This window comes from Cyanobacterium sp. T60_A2020_053, from assembly GCA_015272165.1.
Classification (GTDB): Bacteria; Cyanobacteriota; Cyanobacteriia; order Cyanobacteriales; family Cyanobacteriaceae; genus Cyanobacterium.
In genome coordinates this window covers 49,400-67,355 of the sequence record JACYMF010000057.1, presented here as the reverse complement: position 1 = coordinate 67,355, position 17,956 = coordinate 49,400, and the positions used below count along the sequence as shown (strand labels likewise).

At 38.1% G+C, this 17,956-nt stretch carries 17 protein-coding genes and 1 tRNA gene; 8 read left to right on the top strand and 10 right to left on the bottom strand.

The features are described from left to right. Nucleotides 1–201: 201 nt before the first annotated feature. The gene (locus IGQ45_08085; GenBank protein ID MBF2057172.1) at nucleotides 202–1,257 is read right to left on the bottom strand and encodes a glycosyltransferase family 4 protein; all 1,056 of its coding nucleotides are present in this window, start codon (nucleotides 1,255–1,257) and stop codon (nucleotides 202–204) included. A 304-nt stretch (nucleotides 1,258–1,561) separates the two neighbouring features. Continuing rightward, nucleotides 1,562–2,926, bottom strand: a complete 1,365-nt coding sequence (locus IGQ45_08080) for a histidine kinase (GenBank protein ID MBF2057171.1) — start codon at nucleotides 2,924–2,926, stop codon at nucleotides 1,562–1,564. A 296-nt stretch (nucleotides 2,927–3,222) separates the two neighbouring features. Between IGQ45_08080 and IGQ45_08075 the strand changes: the two genes are divergently transcribed. Continuing rightward, nucleotides 3,223–3,915, top strand: a complete 693-nt coding sequence (locus IGQ45_08075; GenBank protein MBF2057170.1) for a TPM domain-containing protein — start codon at nucleotides 3,223–3,225, stop codon at nucleotides 3,913–3,915. 257 nt (nucleotides 3,916–4,172) lie between these two features. Here the strand turns inward: IGQ45_08075 and IGQ45_08070 are convergent, their stop codons facing one another. The 3 genes from IGQ45_08070 to IGQ45_08060 all read right to left on the bottom strand — a co-directional run bounded on the left by IGQ45_08070 (nucleotide 4,173) and on the right by IGQ45_08060 (nucleotide 6,923). After that, nucleotides 4,173–4,937, bottom strand: a complete 765-nt coding sequence (locus IGQ45_08070; GenBank protein MBF2057169.1) for a hypothetical protein — start codon at nucleotides 4,935–4,937, stop codon at nucleotides 4,173–4,175. Between the two features lie 301 nt (nucleotides 4,938–5,238). After that, nucleotides 5,239–5,988, bottom strand: a complete 750-nt coding sequence (locus tag IGQ45_08065; GenBank protein ID MBF2057168.1) for a DUF561 domain-containing protein — start codon at nucleotides 5,986–5,988, stop codon at nucleotides 5,239–5,241. Nucleotides 5,989–6,032: 44 nt separating this feature from the next. Then, nucleotides 6,033–6,923 carry an LD-carboxypeptidase gene (locus IGQ45_08060; GenBank protein ID MBF2057167.1) on the bottom strand — a complete coding sequence of 297 codons (891 nt, stop codon included), beginning with the start codon at nucleotides 6,921–6,923 and terminating at the stop codon, nucleotides 6,033–6,035. Between the two features lie 531 nt (nucleotides 6,924–7,454). Here IGQ45_08060 and IGQ45_08055 point away from each other — a divergent pair. From IGQ45_08055 to IGQ45_08040, 4 genes are all read left to right on the top strand, one after another. Beyond that, nucleotides 7,455–7,649 carry a hypothetical protein gene (locus tag IGQ45_08055; protein ID MBF2057166.1) on the top strand — a complete coding sequence of 65 codons (195 nt, stop codon included), beginning with the start codon at nucleotides 7,455–7,457 and terminating at the stop codon, nucleotides 7,647–7,649. 375 nt (nucleotides 7,650–8,024) lie between these two features. Next, nucleotides 8,025–8,747 (top strand): ATP-dependent Clp endopeptidase proteolytic subunit ClpP, encoded by a 723-nt coding sequence (clpP, locus tag IGQ45_08050; protein MBF2057165.1) that lies wholly within the window; start codon nucleotides 8,025–8,027, stop codon nucleotides 8,745–8,747. Between the two features lie 65 nt (nucleotides 8,748–8,812). Then, the gene (gene clpX / locus IGQ45_08045) at nucleotides 8,813–10,135 is read left to right on the top strand and encodes an ATP-dependent protease ATP-binding subunit ClpX (protein MBF2057164.1); all 1,323 of its coding nucleotides are present in this window, start codon (nucleotides 8,813–8,815) and stop codon (nucleotides 10,133–10,135) included. 152 nt (nucleotides 10,136–10,287) lie between these two features. Then, nucleotides 10,288–11,139: an FtsQ-type POTRA domain-containing protein gene (locus IGQ45_08040; GenBank protein ID MBF2057163.1), complete on the top strand. Its 852-nt coding sequence runs from the start codon at nucleotides 10,288–10,290 to the stop codon at nucleotides 11,137–11,139. A 26-nt stretch (nucleotides 11,140–11,165) separates the two neighbouring features. On the opposite strand, the gene IGQ45_08035 is transcribed toward IGQ45_08040, so the two are convergent. The 3 genes from IGQ45_08035 to IGQ45_08025 all read right to left on the bottom strand — a co-directional run bounded on the left by IGQ45_08035 (nucleotide 11,166) and on the right by IGQ45_08025 (nucleotide 15,423). Then, the gene (locus IGQ45_08035; GenBank protein MBF2057162.1) at nucleotides 11,166–11,813 is read right to left on the bottom strand and encodes a DUF3782 domain-containing protein; all 648 of its coding nucleotides are present in this window, start codon (nucleotides 11,811–11,813) and stop codon (nucleotides 11,166–11,168) included. Nucleotides 11,814–12,123: 310 nt separating this feature from the next. Continuing rightward, nucleotides 12,124–13,833 (bottom strand): NFACT family protein, encoded by a 1,710-nt coding sequence (locus tag IGQ45_08030; protein MBF2057161.1) that lies wholly within the window; start codon nucleotides 13,831–13,833, stop codon nucleotides 12,124–12,126. A 531-nt stretch (nucleotides 13,834–14,364) separates the two neighbouring features. Further along, on the bottom strand, nucleotides 14,365–15,423 hold the full coding sequence (locus tag IGQ45_08025) for an N-acetyl-gamma-glutamyl-phosphate reductase (GenBank protein ID MBF2057160.1): 1,059 nt from the start codon (nucleotides 15,421–15,423) through the stop codon (nucleotides 14,365–14,367). Between the two features lie 211 nt (nucleotides 15,424–15,634). Here IGQ45_08025 and IGQ45_08020 point away from each other — a divergent pair. The 3 genes from IGQ45_08020 to nusB all read left to right on the top strand — a co-directional run bounded on the left by IGQ45_08020 (nucleotide 15,635) and on the right by nusB (nucleotide 16,783). Next, nucleotides 15,635–15,716, top strand: a tRNA-Leu gene (locus tag IGQ45_08020). Then, nucleotides 15,690–16,190, top strand: coding sequence for a hypothetical protein (locus IGQ45_08015; protein MBF2057159.1), 501 nt, complete (start codon nucleotides 15,690–15,692; stop codon nucleotides 16,188–16,190). The genes IGQ45_08020 and IGQ45_08015 overlap by 27 nt, the downstream gene beginning before the upstream one ends. Then, nucleotides 16,148–16,783 (top strand): transcription antitermination protein NusB, encoded by a 636-nt coding sequence (gene nusB / locus IGQ45_08010; GenBank protein ID MBF2057158.1) that lies wholly within the window; start codon nucleotides 16,148–16,150, stop codon nucleotides 16,781–16,783. The genes IGQ45_08015 and nusB overlap by 43 nt, the downstream gene beginning before the upstream one ends. A gap of 1 nt (nucleotide 16,784) precedes the next feature. On the opposite strand, the gene IGQ45_08005 is transcribed toward nusB, so the two are convergent. Together IGQ45_08005 and IGQ45_08000 are read right to left on the bottom strand one after the other, a co-directional pair. Then, nucleotides 16,785–17,123 carry an OstA family protein gene (locus tag IGQ45_08005; GenBank protein MBF2057157.1) on the bottom strand — a complete coding sequence of 113 codons (339 nt, stop codon included), beginning with the start codon at nucleotides 17,121–17,123 and terminating at the stop codon, nucleotides 16,785–16,787. 286 nt (nucleotides 17,124–17,409) lie between these two features. Further along, nucleotides 17,410–17,850, bottom strand: coding sequence for an SRPBCC family protein (locus tag IGQ45_08000; protein MBF2057156.1), 441 nt, complete (start codon nucleotides 17,848–17,850; stop codon nucleotides 17,410–17,412). Nucleotides 17,851–17,956: the final 106 nt, after the last annotated feature.

Below are 17,956 nucleotides of genomic sequence, written 5' to 3'. Positions count from 1 at the left end.
TATGGGCTGTCGTCTAACGGCGAGTCGGTGAACCAAGAATCCCCCACTATAACCCGTAGGGTTTAGTGGTGGGAGTGTCAATTGATAAGCATCTTCATTATCCACTTCCCACTCCCTTAACGACACCACTTTTTCAGCAACCCCTATATACTAATAATGATATGATGCCATTACGAGCTTGTTGACAAATATCAAAACCATCTATTTTTGGTAATCAGCAAGAATTTTGACAGTTTCTTTCCCTGTTTTTTGCCAACTAAATTGTTTTACTTTTGCCAACCCTGCCTGAGTTAAGTCTTGTCTCAACTGATCATCATCTCTAATTTTTTTCATTGCGCTCACTATAGAATTTATATCATAGGGATTGACCAATAAGCTAGCATCCCGAGCAATTTCTTTTAATGCTGATATGTCAGAAGTAATGACAGGTAAACCACAAGCCATAGCCTCCAAAACTGGAAAACCAAAGCCTTCCCAAAGAGTTGTAAAAACAAGGGCTTGAGCTTGATTTAACATTAAGATTAATTCCTCTGAGGAAACATAATCAAAAAATTTCACCTGTGAAGTAATATTTAATTCTTCGATTAATGCTATTAATGCAGGTGTATAACGGGAATCTTTTGCCCCTACTAGCCACAGTTGATAATTTTTTTTAGTGTTAAACTGAGCAAATGCTTTAATGATTCTATCTAAATTTTTATGAGGGTCATGTCTGCCTAAATAAATAAAATAATTTTGTTTATTAATATTAGTAATTACTTTAAATTTATTATTATTTATTCCTAAATGAATTGGTGTAATTTTATGACTTTCAACACCAAAAAAGTTAATTAAATCATCTGCTGTTGACTGAGAATTACAAATAATATGGGTTGCTTGTTGACATACCCACGGCACATAATATTTAAAATAATAGGTTAATGGTGATTTAAAGCGAGGAAAACGTAAGGGAATTAAGTCATGCACCATAATCACACAAGGATATTTTTCTACGGTGAGGGGCGCTTCAGGAACTGGTGAAAATAAAAGATTTCCTTGTAATTTATTATAAAGATTAGGTAGTCTAATCTGTGTCCATAATAATCGTAAAAAATGTCCTTTACTGCCATAGTCTGGACTATAATATTTTGAAATATTATAGTTATTTTGGTAACTCAAGTAGTTTTCAGGGGCTAAACTAATTGGTTCTAATCTTTCTAAATACGGATAAATATTATAAATATAATTACTAATCCCAGTAGGTTTCGCAATTAGCATTGATAGGTTTAAAATAATTGTCACAAATGATTATTGGGGATAAACTATCAAAAACGGCGTGAAGTTCTCTCCTAAAAAGATCGGCATGGAAAGCCATAACAAAAAAAGGAAGTTACTTTACCACTGAATAACTATACTGTAAAAATTACGCAATGACAAAATGATAGTGTCACTAAATTTTCCCCAAGTTTTGAGTGTGACTTAGTTAACAAAACCACTAATAATTTTGAATACAGCAGTTCTTCATTATTCATTTTCCACTGTCAATTATTCACTATGGACTAAATTGCTTTTTCAGTAACAGCTATGATTCTAGCCACACTTGAGGTAATTGGCTGGGTCGATCTGGTAATGTCATAAAACCCATCTCAGTAAGCCTGACAACGGTTTTCAGGGATTCGACTAATTTCGGTTCAAATTTAATGTTACTCGCTTTTTCACACTGCTCTAGTGCTGTAGATAGATCGTAGGCAGGTCTTTTTCCTCTGGGTTGGGTCAAATCTTGAAAGTAAGTTACCAAGCCTAAAATTCTAGACTCAAGGGGAATGGATTCGCCTTTTAAGCCATCGGGGCTACCGCTACCGTCCCAATGTTCTAGTTGATGATAAATTATATTAGTCACAGGTTGCAATTCATTCATGGCAGTAAGGAGACGAGAACTGAGTATGGCACGGTCACGCCATAAACTATAGTTATTAGTATCTAGGTCGTCTTCATGCTGAGTGAATACGGCGGAGGGCGCTTGGGCTAAACCAACTCGAAATAATAATCCGGCTAGTCTTAACCGTCGTAGTTGTATTACTGATAAATCTAGTATTTGTCCGAGGGTTTCCGCTAGGGCAGAAACTTGTAAGGAGGCATGGGGATTATAGGGATCATTCTGGTCAACTTTTTGAGCCATACGCAAAAAAGCCTGTAATTTATTTGCTCCAAGGTTGCGACTGAGTTTTAAGGCTTGTCCTTCTAAGTCTTGAAATTCTTTAGTTTGTCTATTGACGGTAATTAGCCTTTCTTCGCTGTTCTGTAAATAAGAAACGATACGATGAACAACTCCAGTTAAGTCCACTGATTGATCAACTTTAGTTTTATTAATATCTTGTAGGTGTTGATTTAATTTGATGGCAAGGGATGAGTCAGATTCTGTCATGCGATTGATTAAGATTTTGGCTGCTTGTACCACCAGCACCCGATCAAAAGTCCATAAGCCATAAAATTTCCTTTCAGCATCGGCATTAGGCTCACTACCAAGGCGATATTCTTCGGGTTTTAATTCGTGACAGAGTACCATTGCCCCGTAGTTGGGCGCTACAATTATTAAGTTCCATTCTTCCCCCAAACTGTCTTCTGGTGCTAAATCCACTAAAGTAACATTATCTAGTTTTCCGGTGGGATGATCTCGAAAACCGCTATCGGGTACAGCACCAATGGCTATTAAGCTACTGGCTTGAGCTAGTTGAGCGTATCTTTGGGCTTCTTGTAAATACCATTTACCTTGCTGAAAGGTTACTAAGACAAGGGGTTGTTCGGGTGCGTCTTGTTCTAAGAGATGATCTTCAAGGGCGTGACAAAGGGCGACGAGGGTATTTTTAAAATAAACTCCATAACTCGGCGGTAGTAGTCCTTCTGGGCTTAAAAGACGTAGTTGGTTTAATGTTGATTCTGACGACATTTTTAGTTTAATTAATAATGAATAATTAATAATAAATGATGAATGATGAATAATTAATAATTAATTATCTCCCTCCGCTTCCCCTTCTCCCTCCGCTTCCCCTTCCCCCTCTGCTTCCCCTTCTCCCTCCGCTTCCCCTTCTCCCTCCGCTTCCCCTTCTCCCTCCGCTTCCCTTTCTTCCTCCGCTTCCCTTTACAAAGAGCGACACTTGTTAATTTTAGCCTAAATTCTTCTCACCTCCCCCGTGAAGTGAGATAATAAAAAAGAAATTATATAAATAATGATCTATGATATTTATGGAAAAACTATTTCGTCTCATTACCAGTTCTTTTTGGGCTTTAACTTTGGTTTTCTCTTTAGGCGTGACGGGCGCTGGGGCTACAGGCATTTATGATATTCCGGTGGTGGGCGCTGGGGAAGATGTGTGGGTAGTCGATGAAGCCGATACCCTCAGTCGGGCGACAGAATTAAAACTGGAAAGCAGTTTAAGGGATATTGCTGAGAAGACAGGGAATGAGTTAAGAATTTTAACTATTCGTCGCCTTGATTATGGTGCTACCATTGATTCTTTCGCAGATGAGGTATTTTCGACTTGGTATGAAGCGCCCTCCACCCAAGCAAATCAAGCCCTATTAGTATTAGATACCTTAACTAATCGTAGCGCCCTTCGCACAGGGGAAACTTTACAAACTTTGATTAACCCTGAAATTAACGAGAGTATCATCAAAGAAACCATTGGTTTTCCTCTCAAAGACCAATTATATAATCAAGCCTTAGTAGATGCCAGCGCCCGTCTTAGTGCTATTTTAGCAGGACAAGAAGACCCCGGTCCCCCCGTAGCTGAAGAGTTAAATATTGATAGTACCTTTTCCAGTGCAGAGGAAACCGATGACGGTATCGCTACTATTTGGGTGGTGGTAATTGTTGCCCTTGCCACGATTATCCCCATGGTTACTTATTTTTGGTATGTAGGGTTTCCGGGTAGTTAGGTGTTGCTGAAAAAGTATTTTGGTGAGGGCAAATGGACAATGGACAATTATGAGGTTTTACTACCATCGTGTCGCATCTGTAATCTTGTCTTTTAATATCAAGTTCGCTTGACTACTTAGAAATTAGTAATATTATGATCTTAGTTCAATTTATTGAACGGAATACTACTGGTTCCGTGTAATTTATTACACGGTGGGTAAATTGCGAAGATATAATCTTCTATAACTAATTATCCGAACTTGATATTAGATCGAAATTAATTTGATATAGACATATTCCCCTCTCCTGTGGGAGAGGGGTTAAGGGTGAGGGCATTTGACAAAGATTGGGGAAAAATTTTAATATCAAAAAAAGGTTGATTTGTAAGACAATGCCAATGACAGGTAAACAAATCAGGCTCTTGAATACCGATGGAAGCGATAGCTGGAGTGGCAGGAAAAGGCCAGAGACGGTCAAAAATAATGTCCTTGTCTAACATTTTGAACTGTAACAAATATACTGACGGGGGGGCATCAATAGATTCCAATAGACTATAACCAAGACGATAGAGAGGTTGTCGCCAACTATCAGGAAAATCCACAGGCTGTTGATAAGAATTGGGAATTTCTCCTTCACCAATTACTTCTCCATAAACTATCCCTTTGGTTGTGGCAATAATCGGCAACCATAAATCCCCTAAAAAACTATTTTCTTTACTGGTGCGATAACCAAAATTCTCTTTAACCCAGTTTCGGCGCTGATCTACCTCACAACAAGCCTTATAAACTTGACTTGCTTTAAACTTGAACCAGTCCGGTAGTTTAATGGTTAAAGGGCAGTATCTAACATCTGCACTAGGGGTGGGTAAATGTATCGATTTTGACCACAAATCTGCACCACTGATAATTTTGATGTCTGCTTCCGGTTCAGTATTCCTAATGCCCTTCATTAAGGCTAATGTCATTTTAGCGGTGACGGGCGCTGTGGCACAAATTTTTCCGTCTTTAACTTGAGCATTAACAATAACAATAACTTGGGGCATTATGAGCTAAAGAGATTAGGTGGTCAATAATTTTCTGAATGTAGCTAGAAAAATCAGTTTGATCGAAATTACTGAAAGTTGTTAGATATATTCGATATTTATGGCAGTGATTTACATAACTTTCTGCACTTTATATTATTTTATCTTAAAAATGTCACTTCTTGAGTTAGTTTTCTCATAATAGTGGAGTTTCCTGAAAAAGTGGTGTCAAAAAAATAGGGGTTGAACAATGTTCAACCCTCATATTACATTCTAAGTAGTCAATAAAATTATTACTTTTACCCTTTTGACGAAGCCCTAATTAACGAGTTAAAGAAAAACGAGATTCCGTAGCATAAAGACATTCAACCAAACGGCGCACGACGGCAATCATGGCAACGGGATCATTAAGTTTATTGATGGCAGAACCAACACCCACTCCAGAAGCACCAGAAGCAATAGCCATTGGCACAGTAACATCAGATAAACCAGAAGCACATAATACAGGCACATCTACCACTGCTGAGATGACGTGCGCTGCGGCTAAGGTAGGAGATGCTTTTTCAATTAAGCCCAAAACTCCGCTATGATTAGGCTGAGAACTTGTGCCACCTTCCGTTTGGATTATATCAGCGCCCTCCGCCACTAATTTTTGAGCTAAATCAGCTTGTTGATCCAAAGGTAACGTATGAGGTACAGTGACAGATAAAGTAATTTCGGGTAATAACTCACGAGTTTGACGAGTTAAAGATAAGACATCTTCCGCCGTGAAATTAATTCCTTGAGCATAGAAACTGTCAAAATTACCGATTTCCACCAAATCAGCGCCCTCCGCCACAGCCATAACTAATAACTGAGGTTCAACAGCAGAAACACACACAGGTAAACTAATAGCAGACTTAACCGCTTTAATTAACTCGGCATTAGCGCCAATATCAACAAAAGTAGCGCCCCCCATTTCAGCCGCACGACATACTGCCATCACATTCGCAAAATCAAAATTATTTAAGCCACTAATTACTTTTAATGCCCGACCTTGCGCCATGGCTTCTCTTACTCTCTCAATACTCATAACTAACTGTTAAATGTTGTTGTTTAAAGAACACATCATAACATTTAAAGAAAAGATAATAAACCATTATCGCCGTCAATTTCCACCAGCGCCCCCACCGGCAAACAAAAATTAACCCCATCATGACCAAAAGGTAAATCAGTAATAATAGGAATGTTTAAATCCCCCAAACGATCTTGTAACACTTGCTCCACCGTTAAGCTAGGAATACCGTCGGGCGCTTGACAACCGCTAAAGCGCCCCAGCGCAATGCCTTTCACTTGGGTGAGAATGCCCATTAAACGCCACTGAGTCAACATCCGATCAATTTTATAAGGCGCTTCCTGCACATCTTCTAACGCTAAAATTACCCCGTCAAAATTCGGACAAAACCATGAGCCGAGGATATGGGTAGCCACCGTTAAATTACCTACCAAAAGCCTTCCTTGCGCTTTCCCAGCGCCCGTCCCCGTGCCTTGGAGGGGGGGTAAACTTTCCCCTTTTAGGTAGCTAAAAAGACGATTTAAAGAGGCTTCCGATTCTTGGGCAATGGTAGTTAAAACCGGCCCATGGAGAGAAATAATATTTTCAGATGCCAAACTCCATAATAGACTGGTGACATCGGAAAATCCGAGCAACCATTTTGGGGTGTTCGTATTTTCCCAACGCCAATTTTCGAGGAGACGGGCGCTACCATAACCACCACGAATGCACAAAATACCCTGATAATCAGGATTATGCCAAGCCTCTTTCAGCGCCCTTCGCCTTACCTCATCATCTCCTGCTAAATAACCTTTTTGAGCCTGAAAACTACTATCCACATCCACTTGATAGCCTTGTTGTCTCCACACTGCCAAGCCCTGTTCAAATTTGGCTAACTCTTTATCTCTTAATGTGCCGGAGGGCGCTATGGCTTTTAATTTGGCACCGGGTTGTAAAGGAGGAGGTAAAAACATATTTTGGGGACAATGGACAATTGATAATGAACAATTAAAGACCGCTGAATGAATCAAAACCCTTCTTAAATAAAGGTTTTAAGTACGATGAAATCAAAAAAGTGCTAAATCTTTTTTGTCTAATATCAAGTTCGTTTGATCAGCCGAAGGCTGCCGCTGCGCGATCACTTATAAATAAATTAAACCAATCTTAGTTCAATTTATTGAACGTAATACCGTTGGTTCCGTGTAATTCATTACACGGTGGGTAAAGTGCGAAGAGAAAATCTATTTGGAACAGATTATCCGAACTTGATATAACCTAATCAAAAATTATTGATGTAAAATAGTAGTCTATGAAAACTAACCATTTGGCTACAGTCTTTAATTCATAAGCATTTCACCTGAAACCTGACTCCCGAAACCTGACACCTTTCCTCACCAAAATACTTTTTCAGCAACCCCTAATCGTAAAGTTTATCATCTCACGGTTTAATATCAAAAGCCCGAATCTTTATAAAATAAAGCTATATTCAATAATTATCAACTACTATGCAAGAAATTATTACCAATCCTGAACCCAGCCTAGTTTTTTCTTTGATGTTATTACATTGTCTCATCGGCTTATTAACCGCCGTTGTAGCTGATAGTAAAGGTTATTCTTTTGCCCTGTGGCTAGGAATTGGTTTAATTGGCGGTACAATCGGCTTAATTTTTAGTCTAACTCGTCCTCGCCTTCTCAGATAAAATGAAAAAAGCAGATTATGAATTATGAAATAATAACTGACGTTACGCACTGATTCAAATGTTAAGGGAGGTTTCAGGTAGCAGGTAGCAGGTTTCAGGTTTAAAACCCTTCCCTCCATAGACTCTTGTACAACAAAAAGATCAATAAACATAAGTTTCTTGTCAATTCTTTAACCTAATACCTGACACCCGACACCTGACACCAACAATTAATTCTATATTTTGCGTAACATCAGATAATAATTTCCTTTGCCCCTTTCCCTTTCAAATTATTATTCATTGTCAATTATCCATTATCAATTATCAATTATCCATTATCCGTAAGGTAGTATAATATGAAGTTGTAAGAGCTTTTACCATAAACGTCAAACAGCTATGCTAGAATCCCAACTAACGTCTTTAGACATTCAAAATATTACCAACGCCCAAATTAACTCCATAAGAACAGAAAATATCGTTAATAATACTGGAGTACCGATGGTTGTAGAATCATCAGGCACGGGTGAAAAAGTATTTGATGTTTATTCTCGTCTGCTCAGGGAGAGAATTATTTTTCTGGGTACTGCTATTGATGATAAATTAGCAGATTCAGTGGTGGCGCAACTATTATATTTAGAAGCCGATGACCCCAAAAAAGATATTTATATTTACATCAACTCTCCCGGTGGTTCTGTTTATTCTGGTTTAGCTATTTATGACACTATGCAACAAATTGAACCAGATGTTTCCACCATTTGCTACGGTATTGCCGCTAGTATGGGCGCTTTTTTATTGGCGGGGGGCGCTAAAGGTAAGCGGTTAGGTTTACCCAATTCTCGCATTATGATTCATCAACCCTTAGGGGGTGCGCAAGGTCAAGCCAGTGATATTGAAATTCAAGCCAAGGAAATTCTCTACATTAAACAAAGACTTAATGAAATTTTAACTCACCATACGGGGCAACCTTTTGAGCGTATTAGTGCTGATACGGAAAGGGATTTTTATATGTCTTCGGTGGAAGGAAAAGAATATGGAATTATTGATGATGTAATCGTCAGAGAAGGGGTTAATTTGCCTATCAATCGTAAAGATATTGATTTATCAGATGCTTTTAATTAGTTTCGGGGGGAGTGCGCCCTCCACCGTTTTTTGTTCATTTTCACTGTTAACGTCAAAGAAGTTTTATGTCTAAATACGACTCTCATCTAAAATGCTCATTTTGTGGTAAATCTCAAGAACAGGTGCGCAAATTAATTGCCGGACCTGGGGTTTATATCTGTGATGAGTGTGTGGAATTGTGTAACGAAATTTTGGAGGAGGAGTTATACTCCCATGACAAGAGTCATCCTTCCCCAAAACAAGCCACCAAACCTAATGCTGGTGGCAAACCAGCGCCCCTCATCCTCAGCAATTTACCTAAACCGAAGGAAATTAAAGCCTCTTTAGATGATTATGTCATTGGACAGGATGAGGCGAAAAAAGTCTTATCGGTGGCAGTTTACAATCACTATAAGCGTCTCAGTGTGAAAGAAAATCAGGGGAAGGGCGCTGATGACATCGAGTTACAAAAATCAAATATTTTGTTAATTGGGCCCACGGGATCGGGTAAAACTTTATTAGCCCAAACTTTAGCAAAAATTCTCGATGTGCCTTTTGCCATTGCCGATGCTACCACTTTAACTGAAGCTGGTTATGTGGGGGAAGACGTGGAAAATATTTTGCTGCGATTACTACAAGTAGCCGATTTGAACGTGGAACAAGCTCAACGGGGTATCATTTACATTGATGAAATCGATAAAATTGCCCGTAAAAGTGAAAACCCTTCTATCACTAGGGATGTTTCTGGGGAAGGGGTACAACAAGCGTTATTAAAAATGTTAGAAGGTACTGTAGCTAATGTACCGCCCCAAGGTGGCAGAAAACACCCCTATCAAGATTGTATTACCATTGACACCAGCAATATTTTATTTATTTGTGGTGGTGCATTTAGCGGTTTAGAAAAGATTATTGAGCAAAATAGCAATAAAAAGGTGCTAGGGTTTGAAATTCCCGACGAGAATAAAACCAAAGAGGAAAGAATTGCGGCGGCAGCGCGCCAGTTACAAACCGATGACTTGGTGCGTTTTGGTTTAATTCCTGAGTTTGCAGGGCGTTTACCAGTGGTGGCGGTGTTGGATTCTTTGACGGAAGAGGCTTTAACGGCGATTTTAACTCAGCCTCGTAATGCTTTGGTGAAACAGTATCAAACTTTGTTAGATATGGATAATGTGGTGTTAGAATTTGAACCGGAAGCTATTACTGCGATTTCTCAGGAGGCTTACCGCCGTAAAACTGGGGCAAGGGCGCTGAGGGGTATAGTGGAAGAAGTTATGTTAGATGTGATGTATGAAATTCCTTCTCGTCAGGATTTACGCAAATGTCGCATCACTAAGGAAATGGTGGAAAAACGTAGCACTGCTGAGTTATTACTACATCCATCTTCCTTACCTACTCCTGAATCAGCATAGATTATTAATGAATAATTGACAATGGATAATTGATAATTGACAATGGATAATTGATAATTAAATTTTTACCTATCACCCATCCCGTATTAATTCATAATTCATAATTCATAATTCATAATTTTTACTTCCCTTTCTCTCTTTCTGAAATAAATATGACTGGTACTAAACATCGTCTCTCTCCGGCTGAAGCGAAAGAGCGTCGCCTTTTGTTAAAAAAGGAAAAATCTGCTCGTTTTTGGAGTAGCTTTTGGCGTTTTACGGGAATTTTTGGGTTGTCGGTGGGGGTTTTTTGGTGGATTACTTTGCCGGAATGGGTGATTAAGGATGGGCAACAAATTAACATTCAGGGTAATGAGTTTTTATCCACTGAGGAAGTCCGCAAATTGATTCCCCTCAAATATCCTCAACCGATTTTGACTTTATCTGGGGATGATTTAGCTCAAAATTTAACAGCAAATAATCCCATTAAAGATGTGACGGTGGTGAGAAATATTTTTCCCCCTCGTTTAACCCTGCGAATTACGGAAACGAAACCCGTTGCCCTTGCTTTTGACATGGTAGAGAGAGAGAATGGGGGGAGGGCGCTGGATTTAGTCGGTTTTCTCAATGAAGAGGGGGTTTTTATGGATAAAAATTTATATCAAGATTTACAGAAAAAACCAGAAAAATTGCCTACTTTACGAGTAGTTGGCACTCCTTCGGTTTATCTTAGTTATTGGCAAAATATGTACAGTTTAATTCGGCAATCATCTATACCCATTACTGAAATAAATTGGCAAAATCCTACTAATCTTATTTTGACTACTGATTTAGGTAAAGTGCATCTGGGTGGTTATACGTCTAAATTTTCTCAACAGTTAACGGTATTAGCAACACTGAAACCTCTGACTCAACAGGTGAAAAGAGAAGATATTATTTATATTGATTTAGTTGATCCGCAAATGCCTTTTCTTAAACAAAAAGTCGAGGTAAAAAAACCAACGGAAGATAAAAAGCAAAATTAATTTCTTATCAACTAAAGTAATTGATTTTACCAAACTTTAGGCTTAAATTTTTCATCATTAATAATAACCATATTATCTCCATTTTGAGTAATCACAAATAAACCTTTTTGATAAGCATAATTAGCCACTTCATTACTGACAACCATAGCGCCCATCGCCCCATACGTTGTCATATTGCTGTATCGAGGCATGAATCTTTTAAACTTATCTAAACGCTGTAAATGTTGGTCTATATCTTTTTCTGTTAATTTACTTTTTACTTCCACCAAAACTACTTCAGTATCATTGACGACTAAGAGATCAATTTCTAAACCACCATCCCCTCTTTGTACAGATATATCAGAGTGTAATTCATGAACATCAATACCTCTTTGAGAGAATAATTTTACCGCCGAAGGGCGCAGTTGTGATTCCACAAACTCCCCTAAACGATTCCCTAATTGTCCAATTTGCTTATTTACCTGTTTAATTTGGCGATTGGTTTCCTGAGTCATTTCTTGAAAACGGCGATCGGTTTCTTGAAAACGGCGATCGGTTTCTTGAAAACGGCGATCAGTTTCTTGAAAACGTCGATCGGTTTCTTGAGAAGTTTCTTTAATAATTCTCTCTGTCTCTTTTTGGGCGATGGCTAATTCTGCTAATAATTGCCAAACATCATCTGCCGTAGTAGTCATAGTCTATTTTTACTCTCTTTTTGCTTAATTATCCCTGATCTGTCACTTTCCGATCAAGTTGCTTTAATAGATATAGTTTCAGCCATTTTTAAATTCTGATAATTGTTATTAGTTAAAAACTTCTGAAGTAGTTTAGTGATCAAGGTCTTGTAATTTCAGAATGGCAAATGTTTTCGGGTAGTGACAAAAGAGGGTTATAACTGAGCTAAGACTTTCTTGGATTACGCTATTTTTAGGTGAGATTACATATAGTAAAGCTCTATCATTGTCAATTATCCATTGTACATTATCAATTTGCCCTCAGCGCCCCTCAAACATCGCTTGGTTTTGCCCAAATAACAGTTTCTCTGGTATAAATTACCATACCGGGTTTAGCGCCCTTCGGCTTATAAACATACTTGGGTTTGGTATAAATAACAGGGATTTGCTCACTTTCTCGCCCTCGACTATAATAACCTGCTAAATTAGCAGTAAATTGTAAGTCTTTTTGGTCGGGAATATCTCCAGCATTTAATCTTAATAAAACATGAGAACCGGGTATTTCTTGGGCATGAAACCACAAATCATAATCGGTGGCAATACGAGATGTTAATAAGTCATTTTGTCGATTATTTTTACCTACTAAAATTTCATAGCCTGATGGAGAAACAAAATGTCTTGGTTGTGATTCTTCGTTAATATTATTTTGTCGATATTGAGCATCTTCAATATATTTTTGCTGGATTAATTCTCCTTTTATTTCTAATAATATATCTAAACTTTCTAACTGATCATTTTCTAATTGTAATATGTTATTTTCTATCTGCTTAAAATAGTTAATTTCTGTTTGGACTTCGGTTAATAATGGTAATACTATATTTTTGGCTCTACTTAGTTTTTGATATTTTTTATATAAATCTTGGGCATTTTGGATAATGTTTTTATGGGGAGCTAAATTGATTGTTAATGGTTTATTTGTCACAAAATCATTTAATATAATGGAGCTTGAGCCAATTTTATATTGATGAAGATTTGCCATTAATAAATCTGCTTGTTGCCGATGAATTTCGGCATTATCTGATTCTGTGAGCTTATTTTGATATTTTTCTGCTTTAATTAGTAGTTTAGTGAGAATATTTTTAATTTTTTGTAATAATTGTTGTTGTAATTGCTGAAATTTTTCTTGATTAAGTTGTATTTGATAATAGTTATTAATAAGAGTGTGTAAATTAATTTTTTCCTTAGCGTGGGGAGATTTTATGACAGTATAACCCCAAGGAGTGACATGGGGAAAAAAGTCTTTATTTTCGATAGTTGTTAACCAATTTTGCCATTGTGTATATAAATTTTCCCACTGAGAAATGGTTAATTCATGATTAGGAGTGAGAGGATCAATTTCTGCTTGTTGTAATAATTGTCGTGCTAAAGTGGGGCTAACTCCTCGATAACTTTTGATTAATTGTTTATCGATTCTGCCGGGTATAAGGTTAACTGTTTCTTGCCACTGCGCCCAAGATTCGCTTAATTTGGGAGTATTTCCTGTTAATGGTGGCGGTAGTTGATAGGTTTGGCTAGTTTCTACGGTGCGCAAGGTGGATTTTTGGGCGGTAACTTGTTTGGCAACGGTGATAATTTGCTTTTCAGCGTTGGTTAAAATCACATTGCTATATTTTCCCATTATTTCCACATAGAGATGGTATAACGGTGACTCTGAAGGGCGCTGGGCAAATTGAAAATCCATGACTCTCTCCCATGCGCTGACAATTTCCACCCCAATTAAAGCATAACCATTGATTAGGTGTCGTAGTTGTTCACTCAGGGTAAAGGTGTCTTTTTGGCGAGGGGGGGGATTTCCGATGCAAATTCGGGCGCCTTGGGGATGCCAAGCGATAGTTAACCATGATTTTTTACTGACACTGCGCAAACATAATGTAATGGTGGTACGATCTATCTGATATACCTGTTCTAATCGGCTTGGGAGATGGGCGCTGTTAAGGGAGTGACAAATTGCCACTAAGGTTGTGTAATCAACAGGTTGCATTATTTACAATATAGGGGCTTTGGTAGATTAAGTTATGATTTTTGGTTGGCATAAAAATGAATAATGGGCTATGGATAATTGATAATTAACTCTTCACCTACCTATTAATTCATAAATTTTACTTCCCCAGCGCCCTCCACTCTATACTATCTTTTCACTGTTTGGGAAGCATGACACCACATTTCAAAAAAATTTTTATCCAAATCTTGTCTCTTCACCAGTAACATTTTAGAAATCATACTGATTTTGTTAAAAATCTAAAATAATCCAACTGCCAAAAAATAAGGCTCATTAGTGGCTTTATGCACCCCAAAATCAGAAAAGGAATAATCTCAACAACCCAGCGCCCGATGGGCTATTATTTCGGAAATGAACAAAATCAAAAATATTGAGACAAAGAAAAGTCATTAAAATTTGAGAATGAAAATCCCTCGGAGGGTGATCGGCAAAGGCGGCGCTGCTCGATCATCCTTATAATTTCTTCAGAGTCCAAAATAAATCAATTTTGATGCCGAATTTACAAAAACTTGATTACGGATAAAAAGCCAATTTAGGTAAACCTAAATCCTCATCCCATCCCATCATCAAATTTAAACACTGTATTGCTTGTCCAGCTTGTCCTTTAATTAAATTATCAATAGCAGACATCACAATTACCCGACCAGTGCGAGGATCAACTTCAATGCCAATATAAGCCGAATTCGTACCCCATGCCCATTTAGTTTGAGGATAAGTGCCGTTAGGTAATACCTTCACAAAAGGAGAAGAGCGATAAAAAGCACTATAAATGGTGAGTAAATCTTCAGTTACCAACCCCGGGTCTCTCAGTGTCGCGTAAACAGTCGCTAAAATCCCCCTCGACATAGGAATTAAATGAGGCGTAAATTGCACTCTAACATCATTTCGAGCTAAATCGGAGCAAATTTGCTCAATCTCGGGAGTATGACGGTGTTTAGCAACTCCATAAGCACCTAAAGAATTATCTACTTCTGCTAACAACAAATTAATTTTGCCTTGGCGCCCTCCGCCCGAAGTGCCAGACTTCGCATCAATAATAATAGTCTCTGGTAAAATCAAACCCTGTTTAAGCAACGGGGAGAGCGCTAATAAACTAGCCGTAGGATAACAACCCGGGCAACCAATTAAAGAACTAGCCTTAATTTGCTCTCGGTATAACTCAGGTAAACCATAAACTGCGCCCTTCACCGTATCCAAATCATCCCTAGGAGTTTGATACCAAGCAGTATAAGTTTCAAGATTCTGAAAACGATAATCAGCAGATAAATCTAGTACCTTGCAACCTTTAGACAACAAAGCAGGAGCGATATGACAAGCTAAACCATTGGGAAGCCCAAGAAATACAACCTCACAACGACTAGCAATAATTTCGATGTCAATGGGTTCAATTTTTTGCTTAATATCCAAACTCAAATGGGGGTATAAATCCCCATAGGATTTCCCAGCACTACTGTCACCTCCCAAATAAACCACCTCTACTTGTGGATGCTCTGATAATAACTTGACTAATTGCACTCCCCCGTAACCAGAAGCTCCAATGATGCCTACCGCTAATTTTTGTGATGCCGTCATAATCCCATGCTTTACATAATTTCAATGCTGAATTTTAGTACAAAAAACCCTTTCAAGATCAAGTAATTTTCTTCTCCTTTTCCTACTCAGGCTTGGGAGAATAATTCAGCAACCTTGATTCGTTCTGAGATAAGCTATTAACCTCTCAATTATCCATTTGTCCATGGTGGTTTTTTGCATTTTGATATGTTATAATAGTTGACTGTATTCTGCGGATGTGGCGGAATTGGTATACGCGCACGCTTGAGGGGCGTGTGGTCTTGACCTTGCGAGTTCGAGTCTCGCCATCCGCATTAGTTTTCACTCTATTTTTAAGCGGTGCTAATGGTGGTTATAGTAATGGCGATACAGTAAATATCAATGGTGACATTAATACTAATGATTTTTCCATCGATCAAGTTCAACACATTAACTTTGCATCAGGTAAGGCAATTACCACTAATGATATTGGAGATAGTGGTGATATAACTTGGATAGTAGGACAAACTATCAATTTGAATGGTAGTTCGACTTTAACTACCACCAATGGAGAGATTAACCTCACGGCACAAGGTACAGCAACAGGTAATTATCAAGGAATTGTTCTTAATGGCAGTACAATCACCTCAGATCAAGGTGCCATAGATATTAATGGTACAGGACAGTGTTTTTGTTTATTACTTAGGGTTTGCTGTAGTCTGGTAATTAATGTTATAATTACTTGCCAGATTGTTTATGAAATAAGATGCCCATACGTCAACAACCCCGAAGAACCGCCCGTATTTTAGCTTTACTTAGTTTAAGCCAAATTAGCCATAAACAAGAGAAAATAGAACAAGTTGATATTAATGAACTTTTGACGGGCGCTACTCGTAGCCTAATTATTGAGGTAGAAAATGCCTTAGAGACTGCCTCCGATGAGCTAAATCGCAGTCATGACCAAGTTTTTAAAATTGAAACTCGCACCAGTAATGTTGGCACGGCAAAGGAAATGCTCAAAGATGCCATCACTATCACCCAAAAAGCTATTAATCGTCTGGGTAATGTCATTGAAATACCCGAATTTGTGCAAGTCTCCCAACAGCATCAAGTGAGAGAGTATGCCATTGAGTTAATTTCTACGGTTAATCGTCGTCAAGAGGAAATTAATGAAATATTGGATCAAGTGATGACTGATTGGAAGTTAAATCGATTGTCTCTGATTGACAGTAATATTTTACGCCTAGCGGTGGCAGAAATGTCATTTTTACAAGTCGATGCCAAAGTGGCAATTAACGAAGCTATCGAAATCGCCAAGCAATATTCGGATGATGATGGTTTTCGTTTTATTAATGGGGTTTTAAGAAAAGTAAGTGATCGCATTACGACTTCTAAACTCTAACTTAATCTTCTACTAAATAAACTGACTCCACTTGTCCTTTATTTTGAGGAGTGGCAATAAAGCGCCCTTCATCGATCAAATAAGTCATGGTTTCGGCTCTAATTGTATTGCCGTTTTGTACTACATAAACGTTACCACTTAAAACTAATCTTCTTTCTTGGCTAAAATATTGCGCTTGGGCGGAGGTGGCTTGAATATTTCGGGCTGGATAATTTACGGTGACGTTACCCCTAGCGGTGATAATTCCTGTTTCTGAGTTAGCTTCTTGAATATCAGATTTCACCGTTAGCGCCTGACTACTATTTTGGGCTTGAATGGCGGGGGGGAGGGCGCTGGGCATAATAATAATACCTGTAAAGGTGATAATCGCCCACAGGGTTGATTGCCAAGGAAATTTAGGAAAAATTCTTTTACTCATAATTAGCTAATCTTAATAAGGTCGATTCTATTTTAGCAGGACGTTTTCACTGTCAAAATGTTCATTGCTGAAACTATTTAAAGTTATTATATAAACAGGGTTTCAACTACCAATTAATAAATGAATAGAAAAAATCTTCCCTTTCTCTCCTGCTTCTCCTTGCAAAACAAATACATTTTTATACTTACTTGGAAAATCCCTTCCCGTCTTAATGGGGAATTTTAGCAACGTATTCCTTAAAACGCTCCAAATCAGCTTGAATAGTTGATTCTACGATTTGACCTAAAAATAAATTATCCATGAGACGACCCAAAATACCGGGGATGGAATAAGATATGCTTAGACGAACCACACTACCCGAATGACGGTCATAAAAACGCACAGCGCCCCTATTCGGTAAACCATCAACAGATTCCCATTGAATAATCTGATGGGTTTGTAAATTCACAATGCGAGATAGCCAACTAAACTCAAAGCCTCCACTCGCTAACTTCCACCGTGATAAATTAGGATTTTCAGTTAAAACATGAACAGAATCAATCCACTTCATCCACCGTGGCATCTGCTCTAAATCAGACCATAATTGCCACACTAAATCAATGGGTGCATCCACTTCTACTTCTACACTATGTTCTAACCACTTACTCATCAGACCAATTTTTTGTTTCAAAATGTTACTTAATCATAGCAAATTCATGAGAATTGATTTAGGTTTCAGAAAAAGTCTTATATTTTGTAGTTTGGAGGGCGCTGAT

Excerpts from the sequence above, each read along its gene's own strand:
- IGQ45_08085 (MBF2057172.1), bottom strand. The coding sequence starts at position 1,257 with ATGCTAATTGCGAAACCTACTGGGATTAGTAATTATATTTATAATATT.
- IGQ45_08080 (MBF2057171.1), bottom strand. The coding sequence starts at position 2,926 with ATGTCGTCAGAATCAACATTAAACCAACTACGTCTTTTAAGCCCAGAA.
- IGQ45_08075 (MBF2057170.1), top strand. The coding sequence starts at position 3,223 with ATGGAAAAACTATTTCGTCTCATTACCAGTTCTTTTTGGGCTTTAACT.
- IGQ45_08070 (MBF2057169.1), bottom strand. The coding sequence starts at position 4,937 with ATGCCCCAAGTTATTGTTATTGTTAATGCTCAAGTTAAAGACGGAAAA.
- IGQ45_08065 (MBF2057168.1), bottom strand. The coding sequence starts at position 5,988 with ATGAGTATTGAGAGAGTAAGAGAAGCCATGGCGCAAGGTCGGGCATTA.
- IGQ45_08060 (MBF2057167.1), bottom strand. The coding sequence starts at position 6,923 with ATGTTTTTACCTCCTCCTTTACAACCCGGTGCCAAATTAAAAGCCATA.
- IGQ45_08055 (MBF2057166.1), top strand. The coding sequence starts at position 7,455 with ATGCAAGAAATTATTACCAATCCTGAACCCAGCCTAGTTTTTTCTTTG.
- clpP (MBF2057165.1), top strand. The coding sequence starts at position 8,025 with ATGCTAGAATCCCAACTAACGTCTTTAGACATTCAAAATATTACCAAC.
- clpX (MBF2057164.1), top strand. The coding sequence starts at position 8,813 with ATGTCTAAATACGACTCTCATCTAAAATGCTCATTTTGTGGTAAATCT.
- IGQ45_08040 (MBF2057163.1), top strand. The coding sequence starts at position 10,288 with ATGACTGGTACTAAACATCGTCTCTCTCCGGCTGAAGCGAAAGAGCGT.
- IGQ45_08035 (MBF2057162.1), bottom strand. The coding sequence starts at position 11,813 with ATGACTACTACGGCAGATGATGTTTGGCAATTATTAGCAGAATTAGCC.
- IGQ45_08030 (MBF2057161.1), bottom strand. The coding sequence starts at position 13,833 with ATGCAACCTGTTGATTACACAACCTTAGTGGCAATTTGTCACTCCCTT.
- IGQ45_08025 (MBF2057160.1), bottom strand. The coding sequence starts at position 15,423 with ATGACGGCATCACAAAAATTAGCGGTAGGCATCATTGGAGCTTCTGGT.
- nusB (MBF2057158.1), top strand. The coding sequence starts at position 16,148 with ATGCCCATACGTCAACAACCCCGAAGAACCGCCCGTATTTTAGCTTTA.
- IGQ45_08005 (MBF2057157.1), bottom strand. The coding sequence starts at position 17,123 with ATGCCCAGCGCCCTCCCCCCCGCCATTCAAGCCCAAAATAGTAGTCAG.
- IGQ45_08000 (MBF2057156.1), bottom strand. The coding sequence starts at position 17,850 with ATGAGTAAGTGGTTAGAACATAGTGTAGAAGTAGAAGTGGATGCACCC.